Below are 17102 nucleotides of genomic sequence, written 5' to 3' on the forward strand. Positions count from 1 at the left end.
CCGGTATCGGACGTCGGCTCAACAACGTGACATTCAGCAGCTGCGGCTGCGGCGACCCACTTGCAGACGCTCACGACGGCCTGCTCACTCCCCAGCTTCAGACGTTCGTTCATATCGATATTATACCGTTACTCCTCAGCGAGCAGAGCGACAATCCTTGAAGAAGTTCTACGTCGGGGGTCGATCACAGCATATGGCGACCAAGCGCTCACAGGCATATTTTAGGACCACGTCCCGGCATTCCTACAATTCTTATGTTGGCTTTATATTACCGCTTCGACGCCAGCCACGTCGCAAACTTCCGTTGGCTTCCCGATCAGGAACCCCTGAACTTGATCACAACCCCACTGCTGCAGCACAAACAGCTGCTCTTCGGTTTCAACCCCTTCGGCAACGATGACGAGGCCTAGGCTTTTGCCAAGCCCAATCGTTGCCTTGACGATCGATGACGACGACGCGTTGTCGTGCATGGTGGCCACGAAGCTCCGGTCGATCTTGATCTTGTCGAAGGTAAATTCCTTGAGATTGCTGAGTGACGAGTGCCCTGTTCCAAAGTCGTCCATCACGACTTTGGCGCCGCACTTTCCCAGCTCCACGAGGGTCGCGAGAACGTTGTCCCTTTGGAAACCGAGAAGTGTCGCGCTTTCGGTAACTTCGAGTTCCAATCGGTCGAACGCAACGCGCCAACGCCGGGCGCCATTGCATATTTCGGCAGCAAGCCCGTCGGAACGAAACTGTATCGGCGACAGATTTATTGCCAGTGACAGTTTCGAGTCCCAGGTCGACGCAGCACGGAGTGCATTGTCGATCATCCATGAGCCGATAGTGCCGATGAGTCCGCTCGACTCGGCGATAGGTATGAAGATGTCCGGCGGTATGTCGCCCAGAATGGGGTGCCGCCAGCGAAGGAGAGCCTCGTACGCGACGATCTCCAACGAAACCGCGTCGGCGATCGGCTGGAACGCTAGACGAAACTCATTCGCAGAGACGGCATTCTCGAGGTCTCTTGCGAGTCGCACGCGCCGGCTCTCCTCATCCTTCAAATGCTTGTTGTAGATGCGCGCCGTATTCCTGCCGTCGGCCTTGGCACGATACAGCGCAAGGTCTGCAAGCTCGTGAAGCTCGTCTCCGGTCTGTCCGGGTTCTGAGAGAGCTACTCCGACGCTCATCTTGATCGCTACGCCCTCGTCCGACGGCGCGGAGGCCATCTTGAAAATGCGCGAGATCAGTGCTTCCGTGGCTGCTGGTTGTGACCGCGCTACTTGGATGACGGCGAATTCGTCGCCGCCGATACGCGCGACCAAGTCATCGCCGCGGACGCACGAAGACAGCAGCTGCGCGGTACGCTTCAGCACGCGGTCTCCGCCTGCATGACCCAATCGATCGTTGATAGCTTTGAACGCGTCCAGATCGATAGCGAACACTGCTACGACGTCACCTGTGCGCGCGCTGCGCGCGAGTTCGTGGGCAAGACGGTTTTCGAACAGCAGGCGGTTCGCAAGTCCGGTGAGCATGTCATGGTTTGCTAGAAATTCGGCGCGGTGCTCTGCGGTCCTGCGGCTCTCGACGGCCTTACGGTATTCGTGAAGTCCACGCGCCAGATCACCTAGCTCGTCGGCCCGCTCAAGACCGGGTACGTCTCGGTCGCTTTCACCTATCCGAAACTCGCGCAGCCGCGCCGCCATGATCGTTATCGGCAATACCAGTCTTTGCCGAAGCCAGATCGCCATACTGAATATGATGGCAACGATCCCGAGTCCGCCGAGGAGCACCGACATGATGTCCTGACGGCTCTCACGCCGGTTGCTTTCCGCCGCCTTTCCGATCGCCGAGGTCAGTTCCTGTCGCGCCTGACTACGGCTCATCTCCAAGGCCGTTAGCGCGCCCAGGAAACGCGGCATGGCCGCTTTGATGCCGGAGGGGCTGAACCGGCTCGTTTCGATTAGCTGATCGGAGGCCGCGGCAAACACAGTTGCGGCTTGCTGCCCCTCCTGAATAGTACCCGTTCCAGCTTCCAATCCGCAATCAGGTGCTTGGGCCGCTTGCAAAGATCTCATTTTAAACTGCGCGATCCGCTCGTGCAGTTCCGCCCATCGTGCGTCGGGTACCTTCACCCCGTGTTCGGCATCCCGGGTCAGGCGGCCAACGTCCTGACGCAACCGTCGCTGTGCTTGATCCAGCCGATCCTCCCGGCTGAGCGCATCACTGAGAAATGTAATGCGCAGGTCAGCTTGATGAATCTTGTTGCCAACCGAGAGGCCGATAGCCAGCAGCGCCAGCGCCATCACGATGACAGACGTGCAGGCTATTGATACACGCGCCGATACCGATAGTCGCACAGGCTTCTCCCTGCACCGCGCTTGACGCCAAAGCGTTACGTTATGGTTAGAGGATCTTGGCCGCGGTCCTTGCTAATACCGATCGCGCCCAGAACCCTAGACATGCCGACAGACGAGCCTGGTAAGGCCGGAAGCCACCGAGCTACGTCCAGTGTCGAGGGAAGACCCAGTTGCCGACGCTCAGGCCGGCCCCGCCTCTTCCCAAAACCAGCCGTTCATTCATGTTCCGGTTTCGCGCTTAAGCTCCCTTCTTCGGCGCTTCCACAGAGGTCGCGGGTGGGTACCTGCTCACCTTGATCTCGATAAGGCGGACCACTTCTGGCTGCAGCAAAGCCTAATCATCCGGTATGTCGAGGCAAATTACGCGCGTGCTTACAAAGCTTCTCGGAAGCGTCGCTGCAGCTTGCTTGGATGCGACTTCTCCATGACGAAAATCAGGTCGGCCCATCTGACCAGTTCAGCAGTGAGTAAGTTTACGGCGTCATGGTTGGTCCCTGCAAAGTTAACCTCCATTTCTTCTTTCAACGAAATCACTTGCTAGGCCGTGGGGCTTTGCAGCTTGTTCTGACTACACACCTACAGAACCGATGCTGCCCAAACTAGCCTAAACCGGCCAGAGCTTCTCTGTCGTCCGAGCACGACCGAATGCTTCGGTCCGAGTGCCCCCGGAGCATGCTCGACAAATCCGGTCGGGGCCTTCAGACCGTGTCCGTACCGCGCAGGGTGCGCGTAACCGATCGGTCTGGAGCGTTCATGCATCGTCGCCACTTTATCACGTCCGCCGGCCTCGCCTCTGCTCTGTTGGCGCTGCCAGCGATCGCGCGTGCTGCGATTGGTCGCGACGACGCGAAATTGCGTGCCATGCTCGACCGGTTCTTCTACGCCCGGCTGGACGACAGCCCCGAACAGGCGACCTCGCTCGGCCTCGACGCCGGCGCGCGGATCGGACTCAAATCGAAGCTCGACGATACCTCGCGTGTCGGCGAGCAGCGCCAGTTCGCGCGGGCCAAGACCGAACTCGCTACGCTGAAGACGGTGTCGCGCGACGCTTTGGGCGACGCGGCAAAGATTGATTACGACGTCGTGTAATACAGCCTGGACCGCATGATCGCGGGGCAGCGCTTCGCGTACGGCGCCAGTGCGAGCCGGTACGCGCCCTATGTGCTGACCCAGTTGAGCGGCGCCTATCGTGACGTCCCCGACTTCCTGGCCAACCAGCATGCGGTGAAAACCGCCGCCGACGCGGACGCCTATGTCGCCCGCGTGCAAGCCTTTGCAGGCGCTATCGATGCCGAAACCGAGCGGCAGCGCGAGGATGCAGCCAAGGGCGTGTTCGCGCCGGACTATATCCTCGACACCACGCTGAAACAGTTGGCGTCGGTGCGCGACAAGGCGCCCGAACTGTCCGGCCCGGCAACCGATCTGGCTGCCAAGCTCAAGGCGGCCGGCTTGCCGCCCGAGCGCGGCTTGGCGGTCGCGGCGCTGATGCGTGAACGGGTGTTTCCCGCGCTCGATCGGCAACGTGCTCTGGTGACCGAACTGCGCAGCCAGGCGACGCACTATGCGGGCGTCTGGCGGTTGCCGGACGGCGACGCGTATTACGCCGCCGCAGCGAGTGCCGCCACCACGGTGGAACTGACAGGCGACGAGATCCACAAGCTGGGTCTGGCGCAAGTCGCCGCAATCAGCGCGCGTATCGATGGCATCCTGAAGACGCAAGGCATGACGCAGGGTAGCGTCGGCGAGCGCCTAGTCGCGCTCAACAAGCGCCCCGACCAGCTCTACCCCAACACCGATACCGGTCGCGAGGCGCTGCTCGAGCAACTCCGTGCGCAAATCGCCGCGATGGCGAAGCGCCTGCCCGAACAATTCGCGGTTCTGCCCAGGGCACCGGTCGAGGTGCGCCGCGTTCCCGAGGCGATCCAGGCCGGTGCGCCCGGTGGCTATTATCAATCCGCCTCTCTCGATGGGTCGCGATCGGCGATCTATTTCATTAATCTGCGTGATACCTTCGACCGCCCGAAATTCGGCTTGGCGACGCTGAGCTATCACGAGGCGATTCCGGGCCACCATCTCCAGGTCATGTCGGCGCTGGAGAGCGAGGACATCCCGCTGATCCGCCGCCGCGGCTCCTATTCGGGGTATTCCGACGGCTGGGCGCTCTACGCCGAACAGCTTGCCGACGAGATGGGCGTTTACGATGGAAACCCGCTGGGCCAGGTTGGCTACCTCCAGTCGCTGCTGTTTCGCGCCACCCGTCTGGTGGTCGATTCAGGCATGCATGCCAAGCGCTGGAGCAGGGAGAAGGCGACCGATTACCTGATTGCCACAACCGGTATCGCCCGAGGGCGCAGCCAGGGTGAGATCGACCGCTACACCGTCTGGCCCGGACAGGCCTGCAGCTACAAGATCGGTCATACCGTGTGGGTCCGCCTGCGCGACGAAGCCAAGCAGAAGGCCGGCGCCAACTGGGACCCGAAGCAGTTCCACCGCGTGCTGACCATGGGATCGATGCCGTTGACGGTGCTGGAGAAGGTCGCGCGGGAGCGGATCGCGTAGCAGACCGGGATCAGCGCACCCCGGAAACAGGCAGAGCATATCGTTCTTCGGTACCTAGGTGGCAGTCCTTCCCAAAGGAACGCGCTGCGCGCGCGGGTTAAATGTCGCGCCGTACGTTCTTATTGACGCACTGAGTCGCGATCCTCGCAGCGTATGAGTGACCAGAATCGGACGCTCCCGCCCCTCCCCTCGCTCCCCAACTTTGGACGCTGGTTCATCTTTGCAAATGACAGGTTTCGAAGCGGCTATCCGATCGCGAACGTGTTAATAGGGAAGGCAAGCGGGACGTCCGGTTTGGACAGCAACGGCTCGATTGAGTCCGGTTATTATTGCCTGTTCAGGACGGCCTTACCGACGTCACTTTCCATCAGTCACGCGATCTCAACCCGGAAGGCATCTAGGTCGGGATAGTTTGTTAAGAATCGACCTCGCGCCCGGTCTTCTGGCTCATCATTGTCGGCAACTTCAAACCGGAGAAACAGGTTCCCCAGCCTGTGCGCCGGTGCAACCTCAAAACGGAACTTGAAGTAATCGCCCTCCTGCATGTCAAAGCCCCACTGAGCGACGAAGGGTTGATCCTCACCAATTGGAAACCCGCCCAGAGCTTCGCCGAACTCCTTCACATCATGCCACTGAACCCAGAAGCCGCCCTTCGCGAAGATGCGCTCCGTCTCGACGTCGACAGACAGATAGCTGAAGTCATCGCGGTTCAAGCTCGTGTCAAAGAAGCTCGCATCGAACCTGGAGCGCGAAGTAAGTTTGCTCATACGTGGCATCTCGCAGATGCGCGCAACGCCGGCAATCCGTGGCGGGGCTACAAAGTAACAAGCTTCCACGTTTGGGCAATAGGGGGATCGGGAGGAAGGTTGACGGGCAGCTAGTGCGATGAAATGATGAAAGCAAAAATTACTCAACCTTGCTTCGTGGCTGGCGGCGAATTAATTCGTGCACGAGATTTTTGTGGTCTCGAAAACTTTATGCGATCACAAACGACTGAAATCGATGAACTCGGATTTTCCTTAGACCGGTAATAAATATTTTGCTAGAAGTATCGCGCAGCCGTCAATTCAAAGCGACTACGCTTTATTGCGTATAACGGTATCGAAGAATCGATACGATTATAAGTCCAGTTAAGTTGCGGAGAGAATCCAAAAGCTCGTATTTTTCGGTTACCCAGCGTTGTTCGTAATACTAAACGGGTATCCCGCCGCGGCTTGGCGTCAAATATGAGCAAAGGTGCGTCAAAGATTGCTCGGGACAGTCCTAAGCTACCGCCTAAGTTAAAACCGTGGCGAAGTTCACCGCCAACGCCTAAATTGCCGCCGACCTCAATGTCGGAAAAGGCGTCTTCTCGCAACCATTCGCGCCGCAAGAAAGGGCCGGCGGAAACAACCAGCGTTCGCGCTATTGCGTGTTCGATCGTACCATATAAGCCGCCTTGCCAGCCATCGTAGCCGCGGTCAAAATATGCGCGAACATGGCGGACATCTACTTGGTAGCCAAAACGATCACGCTTGCCGAGGGCCATCTGCCCGCCGGTTCGCGCACCAACCTGGGCGGTCGTCGCTTTCCCGCCGAACCAACGGTGTGCATAGACGCCTTCAAATGAAACGCTACTGGTTGAAGTTAGCCTATATTCGGCGCCGGCCGATGTCTGGACGTTGTAATCGTCGAATTGGGTACTGCGATAGCTCGACCCATTCGCGTCAATCTCCGCAAGCGCAGATACTTTCTTCGAAACGGGAAGACGCAACCCCGCGGAAACCTGGGCAGTCAATCCAACACCCGAATGAGCTTTTGCTTCCTCGTTCAGATCCGCTTGGTAGGCGTCTTCACCGAGCAAAACCGTTATGGATTGAGCTGATGTCGCATTGTTTATGTTGGTATCAGGTGCAACGCCGACATTCAGGTCGAGGCGCCAAGTCCGTCCGCTGCGTATCGTGTCGCGCACCGTTCGGATCGTCCTGGCGATCTGCTGAGGCAGTTCCGTGTCCTGCTGGACAATTCGTAGCTGGCGATCGGCGCTTGCCGTCTTCTTTAAAGCTATCAAGGCCTGCGCCAGTTCAAGTCGGACCCTGGTCTGAGTGGGATCGTTGGCCAAAATTGCCATAAACTGGTTCGCGGCATTGGCGTAGTCGCCGGTCCGCGAGGATATCAGCCCCCCTAGGAACTGCGTCTGTAACTTGAACCCAGGTGCAAGACGCAGGGCCTCGACAAGCGGTAAAGCTTCCGCATAATGCCTCTCGGAAATCAGCCGTTCCGCCGCTACCAGCAATTGCGGCGGCGTTAACTCGATACGACAGGTTCCATTCGAGCAATTGCGTTCAGGAGCAGCATACGTCGGCGAAGCCACGGCGAATATCGCCGAGCCGGCTATTAGCGTGAACCGCATATCTGGGCCCCCTCTGCGAAGCCTATTACTTCTTTACGCCGACGAAGCCGCCAAGAATATCGACACGCTGATTTGGTATCCCACCAACAATACGGAAGTTACCGCCCACGTTCTTAGCATCCGGACCATAGAACGTACCATCGATCGAACTGGCACCTGCGGCGGCCGTACCGGCACTGACAGACGTGAAGTCGATTGGAGTAGCGGTGCCGTTGTTAGAGAAGGCCGCTGAAGCGAACTTGCCGGCAAAAGCCGTCGACGCTGATGTCCAACCCGCCGAGCCGGTCGCGGTAAACGTTGAGCCTGAGGGCACGCTTAGCGCGGAATCGGCTACAGGCTGATTCTGAACGAACGCCGGGCCGACTTTGCCAGCGAGGCTGAGCGAGAGAGTGCGTTTCGCGAAATCTACGTCCACTGCACTTACCCCATCCAGCCACTGCTGCACACGAGCGGAGCCGCCCTGTTGGGCGATCATGGTTGCCAAGAACTGGCCGTCAAAATGTGCGGCCCCCTTCGTTGGTGTTTGCGTAGTCGCGGAACGCGTTCCGAATACCAGCACCCCTTGTTCAGCCAGTGATGAGCCATCGTCATTCATTTGGCTGCGCTCAAACCCCGCGAGTGACACAAATGATCCGCTACTATTTGGCCGCTGGTAAAAGAAGGTCAGAGGGACGGTACCGTCAAGGACATGTAGATAATTAAAGCCCGCCAATAATGGTACTTGGCGTTCAACGTTATTAGCATCTGCGGTTGTTCGGTGACCCGGATCCTGAAATGTAATATTCCTAGAGATATTTGCTTTGCTATCGGCAATGGCCATGATGAAAACCCCGTCACGAGGGTCATAGCTGATTGTCCCCGACGGGGCTTGAACGGTACTTGCGTTCCCTTGATAAAGCGACGAGCCGTCAGCCTTGACCGCAAGAGATTGCACTGCGCCGACAGCGTCGAACTTCGTTGCCGTCGAAACGTCGAAAAGATTGCTCTGTGTGGTACTCGGCGTCGGTGTAGCTGTAGGACTGGGCGTCAACGGGATAGCGCTCCCCCCAGATGCGGAAGACCCGATGGAACTGATGTTTCCACCCGCTCCGCCACAAGCAGCAAGCGGTAGGGAAAAAGCGATAATTACAGCGCGCATCTGAAACTCCAGGGGCAAGTCCATGACTCAGGGACTACCGCGTTATGATTAACAATCTGTCAGCGTTGGAACTGCACTCGCCGTTCGTGTCCCGATTCCAAGCGGTCTGTACTGCCCAGAGAACGTCGCCCTGGCTCCGTTTTGATCACCATGTTCGACGCCAAGGGGACAAAGATACGCTTCGTCCTTCCGTGTTCAGAGAGTGCGGCAACGAGAGCAGCGACAACGGAACCTGCTTTGTGAGGTGCGTTGAATGCAGCCATCCTGCGCTGGAACTCTCGACTCCGGCGCGGCTGAAACAAACTCTCGGTTTGGGAGCTTAAATCTCTTTTTCGAACGTTCGGATTTCGGCGAACGCGCTCCGTCCGACACCTTCAACCCAGACCCACAAACGGCCCCTCAGGGCGCCATAGGCTCGCCCCAACTCCGGCCGTCCGTTCATTTGGCGATACGCCATTTTTTCGGCGCGTCGTACGAGAGCTTCGGGCAGGAGGAACGTAGAGAGGTGGTCATGACGACGCGATCGTGATTAGCCGTCACTCGAACTCAAGGTCTTTGATACGCACGGCATATGGTGGACAGTAAAGTCCATGTGCTTCGGTAGATTTCGCAACCACCGAACCGGCGTTGATGACGCACCCCTCTCGCACGATAACGCCTGGGTAGATGGTGACGTTGGCGCCTACCCAGCAACCGCGCTCAATCAGGACAGGTCTGAGGCGATCGCCGTCCACGCCCCGCCGCCAGACCGAGCGAGTGATGTGATGGGTCAGCGAGATGATCGTGCACCGGTAGCTGATCCGCACCGCCTCGCCGATATCGACGCCACCGCCGGCATCGATCAGTCCTTCCGGGCCGACGAACGCACCTTTGCGCAGCGTCAGGCGGTGCGGATCGACGACTGTGCAACTGGGATCGATGAAGGCCCCTTCCTCCATCGTGATGAGGCTCAGGATGTCTCTGGTTAGCACGGCGTCTTTTTTCTCGTTTTGGCGATCAGGCGTCCGTCGTCGAGGCATCGCCCAACGTCAACGCCCGAACGCCTCAATACCGAACCTTCGCGCCGGCATAGAAGTACCGGCCGACCGGCGAGATCGGGACGTTGGTCTCGAAACCGATATCTGGCTTCCGGTCGGCAAGGTTGTTGACGCCACCATAGAATGAGAACCGCGCGTCGACCGCAACCTCCGCCTGCACATCGTGCTGCCACAGCTCCTTGTACCGGAGATAGCGCGGATCGACGAGCCTTGGGTTCGCATCGGTATCGACCTTCGCGAACCGGCGGACGCCGTCCTGCCAGCGCAGGTTGTAGCTCAGCGTCAGCGCCCCCGCCGTCCAGCTCGGCGTGAAGGTAAGGGTATATTTCGGACGGAACGGCTGATCGACATTGTCCTCGATGATAGCGCCCGGCGTGGCGACCTGTTCGAGCTTGTAGAGATAGCCGCCGACTAGCCGGATATCGAACGCGCCTGCTCGCGCCGTCCGGAAGCGATAGGCAATGTTGAGTTCGGCGCCGGCGGTGCGGAACGCCGCTACGTTCTGCGGCTGGACGACATAGCCGCTGATGAACCCGGTGCCGCGCTCGCGGCTGATCGCGTTGCAATAGGCGTTGTCGAGCGTCGGCTGGTCGACGCACAGCGACGCGATCGTGTTCGCATCGGGCGTGTTGATCGCGTCGCGCAACCGGATATCGTACCAGTCGAGCCCGATCGACAACCCGCAATTGGCCGTACCACGACGCCTGCGGTCCAGGTACGGGCTACTTCGGCGCGCAGGTCCTTGCCCTGCTGCGTGGCGGGGATGAAGATCGTCGCGTTCGGGTTGTTCTACGCGGTGAAGGTGGCGGGATTGCCCCGTGCGCCGGTAATCAGCGTCTGGCAGTTTGCGGTGCGGAACTGCGTCCCGAGCGTGCGGTTGCCGAGGTAGCAGGGATTTGAGAAGAAGTTGCTGCTGCCGGTCTGCGGACGGAATATCTCGCCGATGTTAGGCGCGCGGACCGAGCGGCTGTAGGAGCAGCGGAAGCTGATCTCGCGGATCGGCGCGTAGATGCCGTTGAACTGGTACGCACGGGTCGAGCCGACCGTCGAATAATCCGAATAGCGTCCCGCGGCACCGACCGAGAGTTGCAGGCAGGTTGTTCCCAAGCGGCTTGCAAAATTAGGGCATTCGAGGCGACTCGGATGCCCTTCTTACATCTTGCAATAAGCGCCAAGGCTGTTGGCCGCTGTAGCCATCCGATGCACCATGAACGATCCAAGCGGGAGGTGTACGACTTGAGACATGTTCCCAGGCTTTTGGCGAGCTCGCGAATATGAATGGCCCGCGGCATGGAAGGCCATAGCTGGCATTCGCGCGCGCCTCTCCGCTTCCGAGACCTACGCATCCATTGAATATCCAAACGAGCTCGGCAGCATCTTGATGTGGCCACTTATTGAATGTTTTCCGCTAGCGCGAAGCCCTCATAAAGGTAAGGTGCAATGTCCTTGATCGGAGAAGATGGTTGGTTTTGAAGCATATGCCGCTTGTTGCCCTCCTCGGCGTCGTCGCGATCGGGAGCGCAGTTACAGGACAGACTCCGCAGTCAAGAGCACCAGCGCCGGCGGATAGCACCGCGGCGACCAGCTATGGCAGTTGGGGCTTCGACGTCACCGGAATGGATCGTAGCGTGAAGCCCGGCGACGACTGGTTCCGCTTCGTCAACGGCGCATGGGCGGATCGAACCCAGATCCCGCCGGATCGCTCGTCCTACGGTGCATTCGCGGTTTTACGCGACATCTCCGAGCAGCGGCTGCGCAGCCTCATCGGCCGCTACAGTCCCTCCGATATTGAGCATCCCGACCGGATGAAGGCAGCGATCCTCTACGCCGGGTTTATGGACACTGCGACTGCCGAGAAACTCGACGCCGCACCGCTGGTTCAGCGACTGGCGCCGCTGAAGGCTGCAACGTCTAAAGACGACATCGCACAATTCATGGGACGCTCGCTCGGCGGCTTCGGCGCGAGCTTCTTCGCGCCGGGCGTCAACGACGACGCCAAGCAGCCAGACGTATACGCGCTCTATTTGCGCCAGTCCGGTCTGGGCCTCGGCGATCGCGAACTTTATCTCGACCCCAAATTCGCCCCACAGGTCGCGCGGTATCGCCAATATGTGACGCAGATGCTGACGCTCGCGGGATGGCCGGACGCCGAGACCGCGGCGGGGAACGTCGTGGCGATGGAGACCAAGCTCGCCCAGGCGCACTGGACGCGCGCGCAGAGCCGCGACCGCGACAAGACCTACAACCCGACGACGCCCGCGCAGTTGGCAAGCCAGGCACCCGGTTTTCCCTGGGCGACCTTCTTCAAGGCCGCTGGTGTCGACGCCGCCAACCGCGCGATCGTGGCGCAGAACACCGCCTTCCCCGGCATCGCCAAGGTGTTCGCCGATAGCGACCTCGCAACGTTGAAGGCGTGGGAGGCATTCCGCATCACGGACGACATCGCGCCACTCCTGTCGAAGCGCTTCGTCGACGCGCAGTTCGAGTTTCGCTCGAAGTTCCTGAACGGCCAACCACAGCAGCGCGAGCGCTGGAAGCGTGCGGTGGCGTTCGCCGAGAACGGCGTCGGTGAGGGGATCGGCCGAGACTATGTCGCGCTCTACTTCCCGCCCGCGTCCAAGGCGAAGATGGACCAACTCGTCGGCAATTTGCGCGTGGCGCTGGCCGGACGCATCCGCAATCTGAGTTGGATGGGCGCCGCCACGAAGGAGCAGGCGCTCGACAAGCTCAAGGGCTTCAACGTCAAGATCGGCTACCCGGACAAGTGGCGCGACTATGACGCGCTCCAGATCAAGCCAGGCGACCTCGTCGGCAACGCAGAGGCCGCGCAACGCTTCGAATGGAATTACCGGCGGGCGCGGATCGGTATCCCGGTCGACAAGGCAGAGTGGGGAATGACCCCACAGACGGTCAACGCCTACTACAACTCGGTCAAGAACGAGATCGTGTTCCCCGCAGCCATCCTGCAGCCGCCCTTCTTCGACCCGAAGGCGGACGATGCCGTGAACTATGGCGGCATCGGCGGCGTGATCGGCCATGAGATCAGCCACGGCTTCGACGACCAAGGTCGAAAGTCGGATGGGCGCGGTATCCTGCGCGACTGGTGGACGGCGGAGGACGCGACCAAGTTCGAGGCGCAAGCGGCACGGCTTGGCGAACAATACGAGGCGTACAGCTTCGACGGGCTTCCCGGCATTCACATCAATGGCCGCGCTTCGATGGGCGAGAACATCGGCGACCTGGGCGGGGTGCTGATCTCGCTCGACGCGTATCATACCTCGCTTGGCGGCAAGACTGCCCCCGTGATCGGCGGCTTCACCGGCGACCAGCGCTTCTTCCTGGGCTGGGGACAGGTCTGGCGGACGTTGTTCCGCAACGAGGCCCTCCGACAGCAACTAGTCAGCGACCCGCACTCGCCGGGGCAGATCCGCGCTGTGAACCCGCTGCGCAACGTCGACGCCTGGTACGCCGCATGGAATATAGGTCCCAGCCAGAAACAGTATCTCGCGCCGGCCGACCGCGTACGAATATGGTGACATTGCCTTCCGCCAGATAACTACGGCGGGCGTTAAATGGGTAACTCAGGATTCGAGGTTACTTGCTGCACCTATTCACCCGCCAGCGCTACTTATCCGCGCGGAGACCCAGTACCGGAAATTAACGCGACGTTCCGTGCTTCCCAACATCAGACACTCGTTCATCCTGCCAGTCCTGCGTCGCAAGCAAGCGTGGCTGCGAAAAGCCCCATTCAATCAAGGCTGTCGGGCTGCCTGCGACTTTGCTCGTTCCGCCGCAAACGGCTCGGCCGCGGACCAGCTAGGCCAACCACGTCCCGTGGCGATCTCGCGACCGAGCACATAAGCAACGCTGCCCTCCTGCGCGGCGCCCGTCATGTCCCAGCGGGGATCGAATTCGTCGCAAGTCTGATGATAGCATGCCGCGTTGTAGCGCGCTCGCTTCCGCTCCCCGCCAACGAGACCACCATTGATGAGATCGCGGCCCGCACGGAAATACACGCCGGGCACGCCCTTCTGCGCCAAGGCGTAGTGATCAGATCGGTAGTACCAGCCTGCCTCGGTGTTCTCCTCGGGCACGATCTTGAGCCCTTGCGCAGCAGCGACGCGCGCTAGGTCGGTTTCCAGCGGCGTCCTGCCGACACCGATCAGCTCGAGATCACGCGTCCGGCCCAAGACGACATGCGGATCGAGATTGAACTGCGCCGCAGTGATTGCCAGCGGCAGCACGGGGTGTTCGGCATACCAACTCGCGCCGAGCAGCCCCTTCTCTTCTGCCGTCCATAGGGCGAACACTACCGAACGCCGGGGTCGCTTCGCACTCACGAAGGTGTGGGCGATTTCCAACAGCGTCGCGGTGCCAGTACCATTGTCTATTGCGCCATTGCGGATGCGATCCGCGGGCGGATCGAACGCGTTCTCGCCATACGCATCCCAGTGCGCGCCGTAGAGCACACTGCCGGCGGCAGGATCAGTGCCGGGCAGGATACCGACGATGTTGTGGCTGACGACACGGTCAAGAGAGACAGTCGTCGACGCGGTGAGATACGCGCCCTTGAGTTCGACTGCCCCAAAATTGGCCTTCTGCGCGGCGAGCTTTGCGGCGGCATAGTCGAGACCACCCTGTTTGAGCAGCGCGATACCGATGTCATTGCGCAGGGTTCCACGCAAACCGAATGCAGCGGGCACGCTGCCGGTGTCGATCGCATATGCCGGGACGGCATCGCCCTTTGCAAGTTGAAGCCATGGGTAACTCGACGGGAACGTGTCGTGGATCTGGAAGAACGCGGCTGCACCACGTTTCTGCGCCTCGGCGAGCTTTGTGCGTACCGCGGGGGATGAAGCCCGGCCACCGAAGCCAAGATCGCGCCCCGCCTCGACATCCGGATCGCCTGCGAGCGCCACGACCACTTTACCGCGCACGTCCACGCCGCGATACGGATCATAGCCGAGGCGCGGCTCGACAACGCCATAGCCAACGAAGACGATGGCTGCGTGGTCCAACCCGGCGGTACCGACGATCCGGGAACTCGCCGCAACGTCGGTGCCGGGTGTGAGCGCCCGCTTGGCGCCCCCCAGATCAAGCGTGAAACTGGCACGATCGCGAGTCCAGCGGAGCATCGGTACCGTCTGGCGATATCCCTCATCGCCGCCCGGCTTCAGACCAAGCTGCTTGAACCGAGCATCAAGGAACGCGAGGGTGACCGCTTCGCCGGCCTGCGTCGGTCCACGGCCATGGAAATCATCGGCGCTGAGCGTGCGGACATCGGCCTTGATCCGGGCGGCGGACAGAATCGGTGGTGCCGGATCGGTCGCAGCGGTGAGGATGAGGACGAGGGGAAGTAAGCGTTTCATTACAACAGGATGACCGCGAACCTAAATAGACACAAGCGCGATGCGACAATCGCTCGGACCGCATCACCGCGCCGTTCGTTCGGCACATGAACTTCGCAAGGTATGCAAGCATGGACTACACCAAACTCGGTACCACCGGCCTCGACGTATCGCGGATCCCCTACGCCTAGCAAGACAAGCTGACGACCTTGCGCTCCATCGCCGGTCGCCACGGCGTCGAACTGGTCGCCGCCGCGCTCCAGTTCAGTTTCGCACTCGACGTCGCGTCGACGTTGATCGTCAGCACCGACAACCCCGCCCATATTCTCGCCAACCATGCCGAACTCCAAGCGAAGATACCGCCCGCCTTCTCGGAGGAGTTGCACTCGACCGGCATTCTCCATCACGACGCCGCCGTTCCAGCTAACAAGGACTGATACGATGCAGACCCGCAAACTCGGCCGCCAAGGCCTCGAAGTCTCCGCTCTCGGCCTCGGCTGCATGGGCATGTCCGATTTCTACGGCAGCCGCGACGAGGCGGAATCGGTGGCGACGATCAACCGCGCACTCGACCTCGGCGTCACCTTCCTCGACACTGCCGACATGTACGGCGTCGGTGCGAATGAGGAACTGGTCGGTCGCGTCGTGCGCGAGCGACGCGAGTGGGTCGTCGTCGCGACCAAGTTCGGCAATGTTCGCGGGGAGGACGGCAGCTTCAAGGGCGTCAACGGCCGCCCCGACTACGTCCGCGCGGCGTGCGATGCGAGCCTGAAGCGCTCCGGACTCGACGTCATCGACCTTTATTACCAGCATCGGGTCGACCCGGATGTTCCGATCGAGGAGACGGTAGGCGCGATGGCCGAGCTCGTCGCCGCGGGCAAGGTGAAGTATCTGGGCCTGTCGGAGGCCGCGCCCGCGACGATCCGCCGTGCGCATGCCGTGCATCCGATCACGGCGCTCCAAACCGAATATTCGCTTTGGAGCCGCGATGTCGAAGCCGAGATACTGCCCACTTGTCGTGAGCTCGGAATCGGCTTCGTGCCCTACAGTCCCCTCGGCCGCGGCTTCCTGACCGGCCAGTTTAAGTCGCCCGACGATCTGGACCAGAGCGACAGTCGTCGCAACCATCCCCGCTTTCAGGGCGAGGCCTTCCAGAAGAACCTCGACCTCGTCGCCGCGATCGGCGCGATGGCGAGCGACAAAGGCTGCACTCCAGCCCAGCTGGCGCTTGCCTGGGTGCTGGCGCAAGGTAAGGACATCGTGCCGATCCCCGGAACCAAGCGTCGCAAATATCTCGAAGACAATCTCGGTGCGCTCGATGTGGCGTTGTCTGATGCCGACCTTGCACGCATCGACGAAGTGCTGCCACCGGGCGCCGCGCAGGGGACCCGCTATCCCCAGACCTCCATGGCGAGCATCGACCAGTGAGCGCGCCCTCTTTCGCCGCGATCGCGCCGGGCAGGCTCGCTGTCGTCACAGGCGCCGCCGGCGGCATCGGGCTCGCCGCGTCGCGTGCGTTCGCCAATGCGGGCATGAAGGTTATCCTTGTCGATCGCGCCGGCGCCGCACTTCAAGACGCCGTGGATTCAATTGACGGCGCCACTGCGCTGGCGGCCGACGTTTCGGATCGGGCCACAATGGCCGCATTGGCGCGCACGGTGGCGGAGCATCACGGCCCTGTGTCGGTACTAATGAACAACGCCGGCGTCGGCTCGGGCGGTGACGTGTTTGCCGATCCGGCGGCGTGGGACCAGGTGATCGGCGTCAACCTGCTTGGCATGTTGCACGGCATACAGGCGTTCGTCCCCGCGATGATCGAGCGCGACGCCCCTGCAGTCGTTATCAACACCGGCTCCAAGCAGGGGATCACCCAGCCGCCGGGCAACACCGCCTACAATGTCAGCAAGGCCGGCGTGAAGGCGCTGACCGAGGGGCTGGCGCACAGCCTGCGCGAGCGCACGGGCGACCGAGTCAGCGCACATCTACTTGTCCCCGGTTTCACTTGGACCGGCATGACCGCACGTGGCGCCACCCAACATTCCGCCCCAAAACCCGACGCAGCATGGACGCCGGAGCAGGTAGTGACGCTGCTGTTCGAGCGGGTCGCGGCAGGTGATTTCTACATCCTGTGCCCGGACAATGAGACCACGCACGAACAGGATGCGAAGCGTATCGCTTGGGCGGCCGGCGACCTGATCGAGAACCGACCGGCGTTGTCGCGGTGGCATCCCGACTGGAAGGACGCGTTTGCGCGGTTTAAGCAAGACTGACCGCCCGTACTGACCGGCC

Annotated in this window: 12 protein-coding genes and 1 pseudogene; 5 read left to right on the plus strand and 8 right to left on the minus strand. The window is 60.9% G+C overall.

Translation table 11 applies throughout. The features are described from left to right. Nucleotides 1–263: 263 nt before the first annotated feature. The gene (locus AC1MH0_RS09240) at nucleotides 264–2285 is read right to left on the minus strand and encodes a putative bifunctional diguanylate cyclase/phosphodiesterase (RefSeq protein ID WP_480965714.1); all 2022 of its coding nucleotides are present in this window, start codon (nucleotides 2283–2285) and stop codon (nucleotides 264–266) included. 807 nt (nucleotides 2286–3092) lie between these two features. On the opposite strand from AC1MH0_RS09240, the pseudogene AC1MH0_RS09245 reads away from it, so the two are divergent. After that, nucleotides 3093–4898: pseudogene (locus AC1MH0_RS09245) on the plus strand (DUF885 domain-containing protein). Between the two features lie 371 nt (nucleotides 4899–5269). Here AC1MH0_RS09245 and AC1MH0_RS09250 read toward each other — a convergent pair. The 6 genes from AC1MH0_RS09250 to AC1MH0_RS09275 all read right to left on the minus strand — a co-directional run bounded on the left by AC1MH0_RS09250 (nucleotide 5270) and on the right by AC1MH0_RS09275 (nucleotide 10572). Further along, nucleotides 5270–5665, minus strand: coding sequence for a hypothetical protein (locus AC1MH0_RS09250; protein WP_480965623.1), 396 nt, complete (start codon nucleotides 5663–5665; stop codon nucleotides 5270–5272). 275 nt (nucleotides 5666–5940) lie between these two features. Next, nucleotides 5941–7290 carry a surface lipoprotein assembly modifier gene (locus AC1MH0_RS09255; protein ID WP_480965624.1) on the minus strand — a complete coding sequence of 450 codons (1350 nt, stop codon included), beginning with the start codon at nucleotides 7288–7290 and terminating at the stop codon, nucleotides 5941–5943. A 25-nt stretch (nucleotides 7291–7315) separates the two neighbouring features. Further along, nucleotides 7316–8320 carry a transferrin-binding protein-like solute binding protein gene (locus tag AC1MH0_RS09260; protein WP_480965625.1) on the minus strand — a complete coding sequence of 335 codons (1005 nt, stop codon included), beginning with the start codon at nucleotides 8318–8320 and terminating at the stop codon, nucleotides 7316–7318. 644 nt (nucleotides 8321–8964) lie between these two features. Further along, entirely contained in the window at nucleotides 8965–9447 is a 483-nt protein-coding gene (locus tag AC1MH0_RS09265) for an acyltransferase (RefSeq protein ID WP_480965626.1), read from the minus strand. A gap of 25 nt (nucleotides 9448–9472) precedes the next feature. After that, complete coding sequence (locus AC1MH0_RS09270; RefSeq protein WP_480965627.1) at nucleotides 9473–10144, minus strand: TonB-dependent receptor domain-containing protein; 672 nt, start codon at nucleotides 10142–10144, stop codon at nucleotides 9473–9475. A 110-nt stretch (nucleotides 10145–10254) separates the two neighbouring features. After that, nucleotides 10255–10572, minus strand: coding sequence for a TonB-dependent receptor domain-containing protein (locus AC1MH0_RS09275; protein ID WP_480965628.1), 318 nt, complete (start codon nucleotides 10570–10572; stop codon nucleotides 10255–10257). Nucleotides 10573–10943: 371 nt separating this feature from the next. On the opposite strand from AC1MH0_RS09275, the gene AC1MH0_RS09280 reads away from it, so the two are divergent. Beyond that, nucleotides 10944–13001 (plus strand): M13 family metallopeptidase, encoded by a 2058-nt coding sequence (locus AC1MH0_RS09280; RefSeq protein ID WP_480965629.1) that lies wholly within the window; start codon nucleotides 10944–10946, stop codon nucleotides 12999–13001. 216 nt (nucleotides 13002–13217) lie between these two features. On the opposite strand, the gene AC1MH0_RS09285 is transcribed toward AC1MH0_RS09280, so the two are convergent. Continuing rightward, nucleotides 13218–14834: a M28 family peptidase gene (locus tag AC1MH0_RS09285; protein WP_480965630.1), complete on the minus strand. Its 1617-nt coding sequence runs from the start codon at nucleotides 14832–14834 to the stop codon at nucleotides 13218–13220. A 188-nt stretch (nucleotides 14835–15022) separates the two neighbouring features. Between AC1MH0_RS09285 and AC1MH0_RS09290 the strand changes: the two genes are divergently transcribed. Genes AC1MH0_RS09290 through AC1MH0_RS09300 form a run of 3 tightly spaced genes read left to right on the plus strand, consistent with a single transcriptional unit; the run spans nucleotide 15023 to nucleotide 17083 of the window. After that, nucleotides 15023–15250: a hypothetical protein gene (locus AC1MH0_RS09290; RefSeq protein ID WP_480965631.1), complete on the plus strand. Its 228-nt coding sequence runs from the start codon at nucleotides 15023–15025 to the stop codon at nucleotides 15248–15250. Nucleotides 15251–15254: 4 nt separating this feature from the next. Next, nucleotides 15255–16241: an aldo/keto reductase gene (locus AC1MH0_RS09295; protein ID WP_480965632.1), complete on the plus strand. Its 987-nt coding sequence runs from the start codon at nucleotides 15255–15257 to the stop codon at nucleotides 16239–16241. Beyond that, entirely contained in the window at nucleotides 16238–17083 is an 846-nt protein-coding gene (locus AC1MH0_RS09300) for an SDR family NAD(P)-dependent oxidoreductase (protein ID WP_480965633.1), read from the plus strand. Before AC1MH0_RS09295 ends, AC1MH0_RS09300 begins: the two co-directional genes overlap by 4 nt. The last annotated feature ends 19 nt before the right edge of the window (nucleotides 17084–17102 follow it).

Source organism: Sphingomonas sp. AP28 (assembly GCF_056680455.1).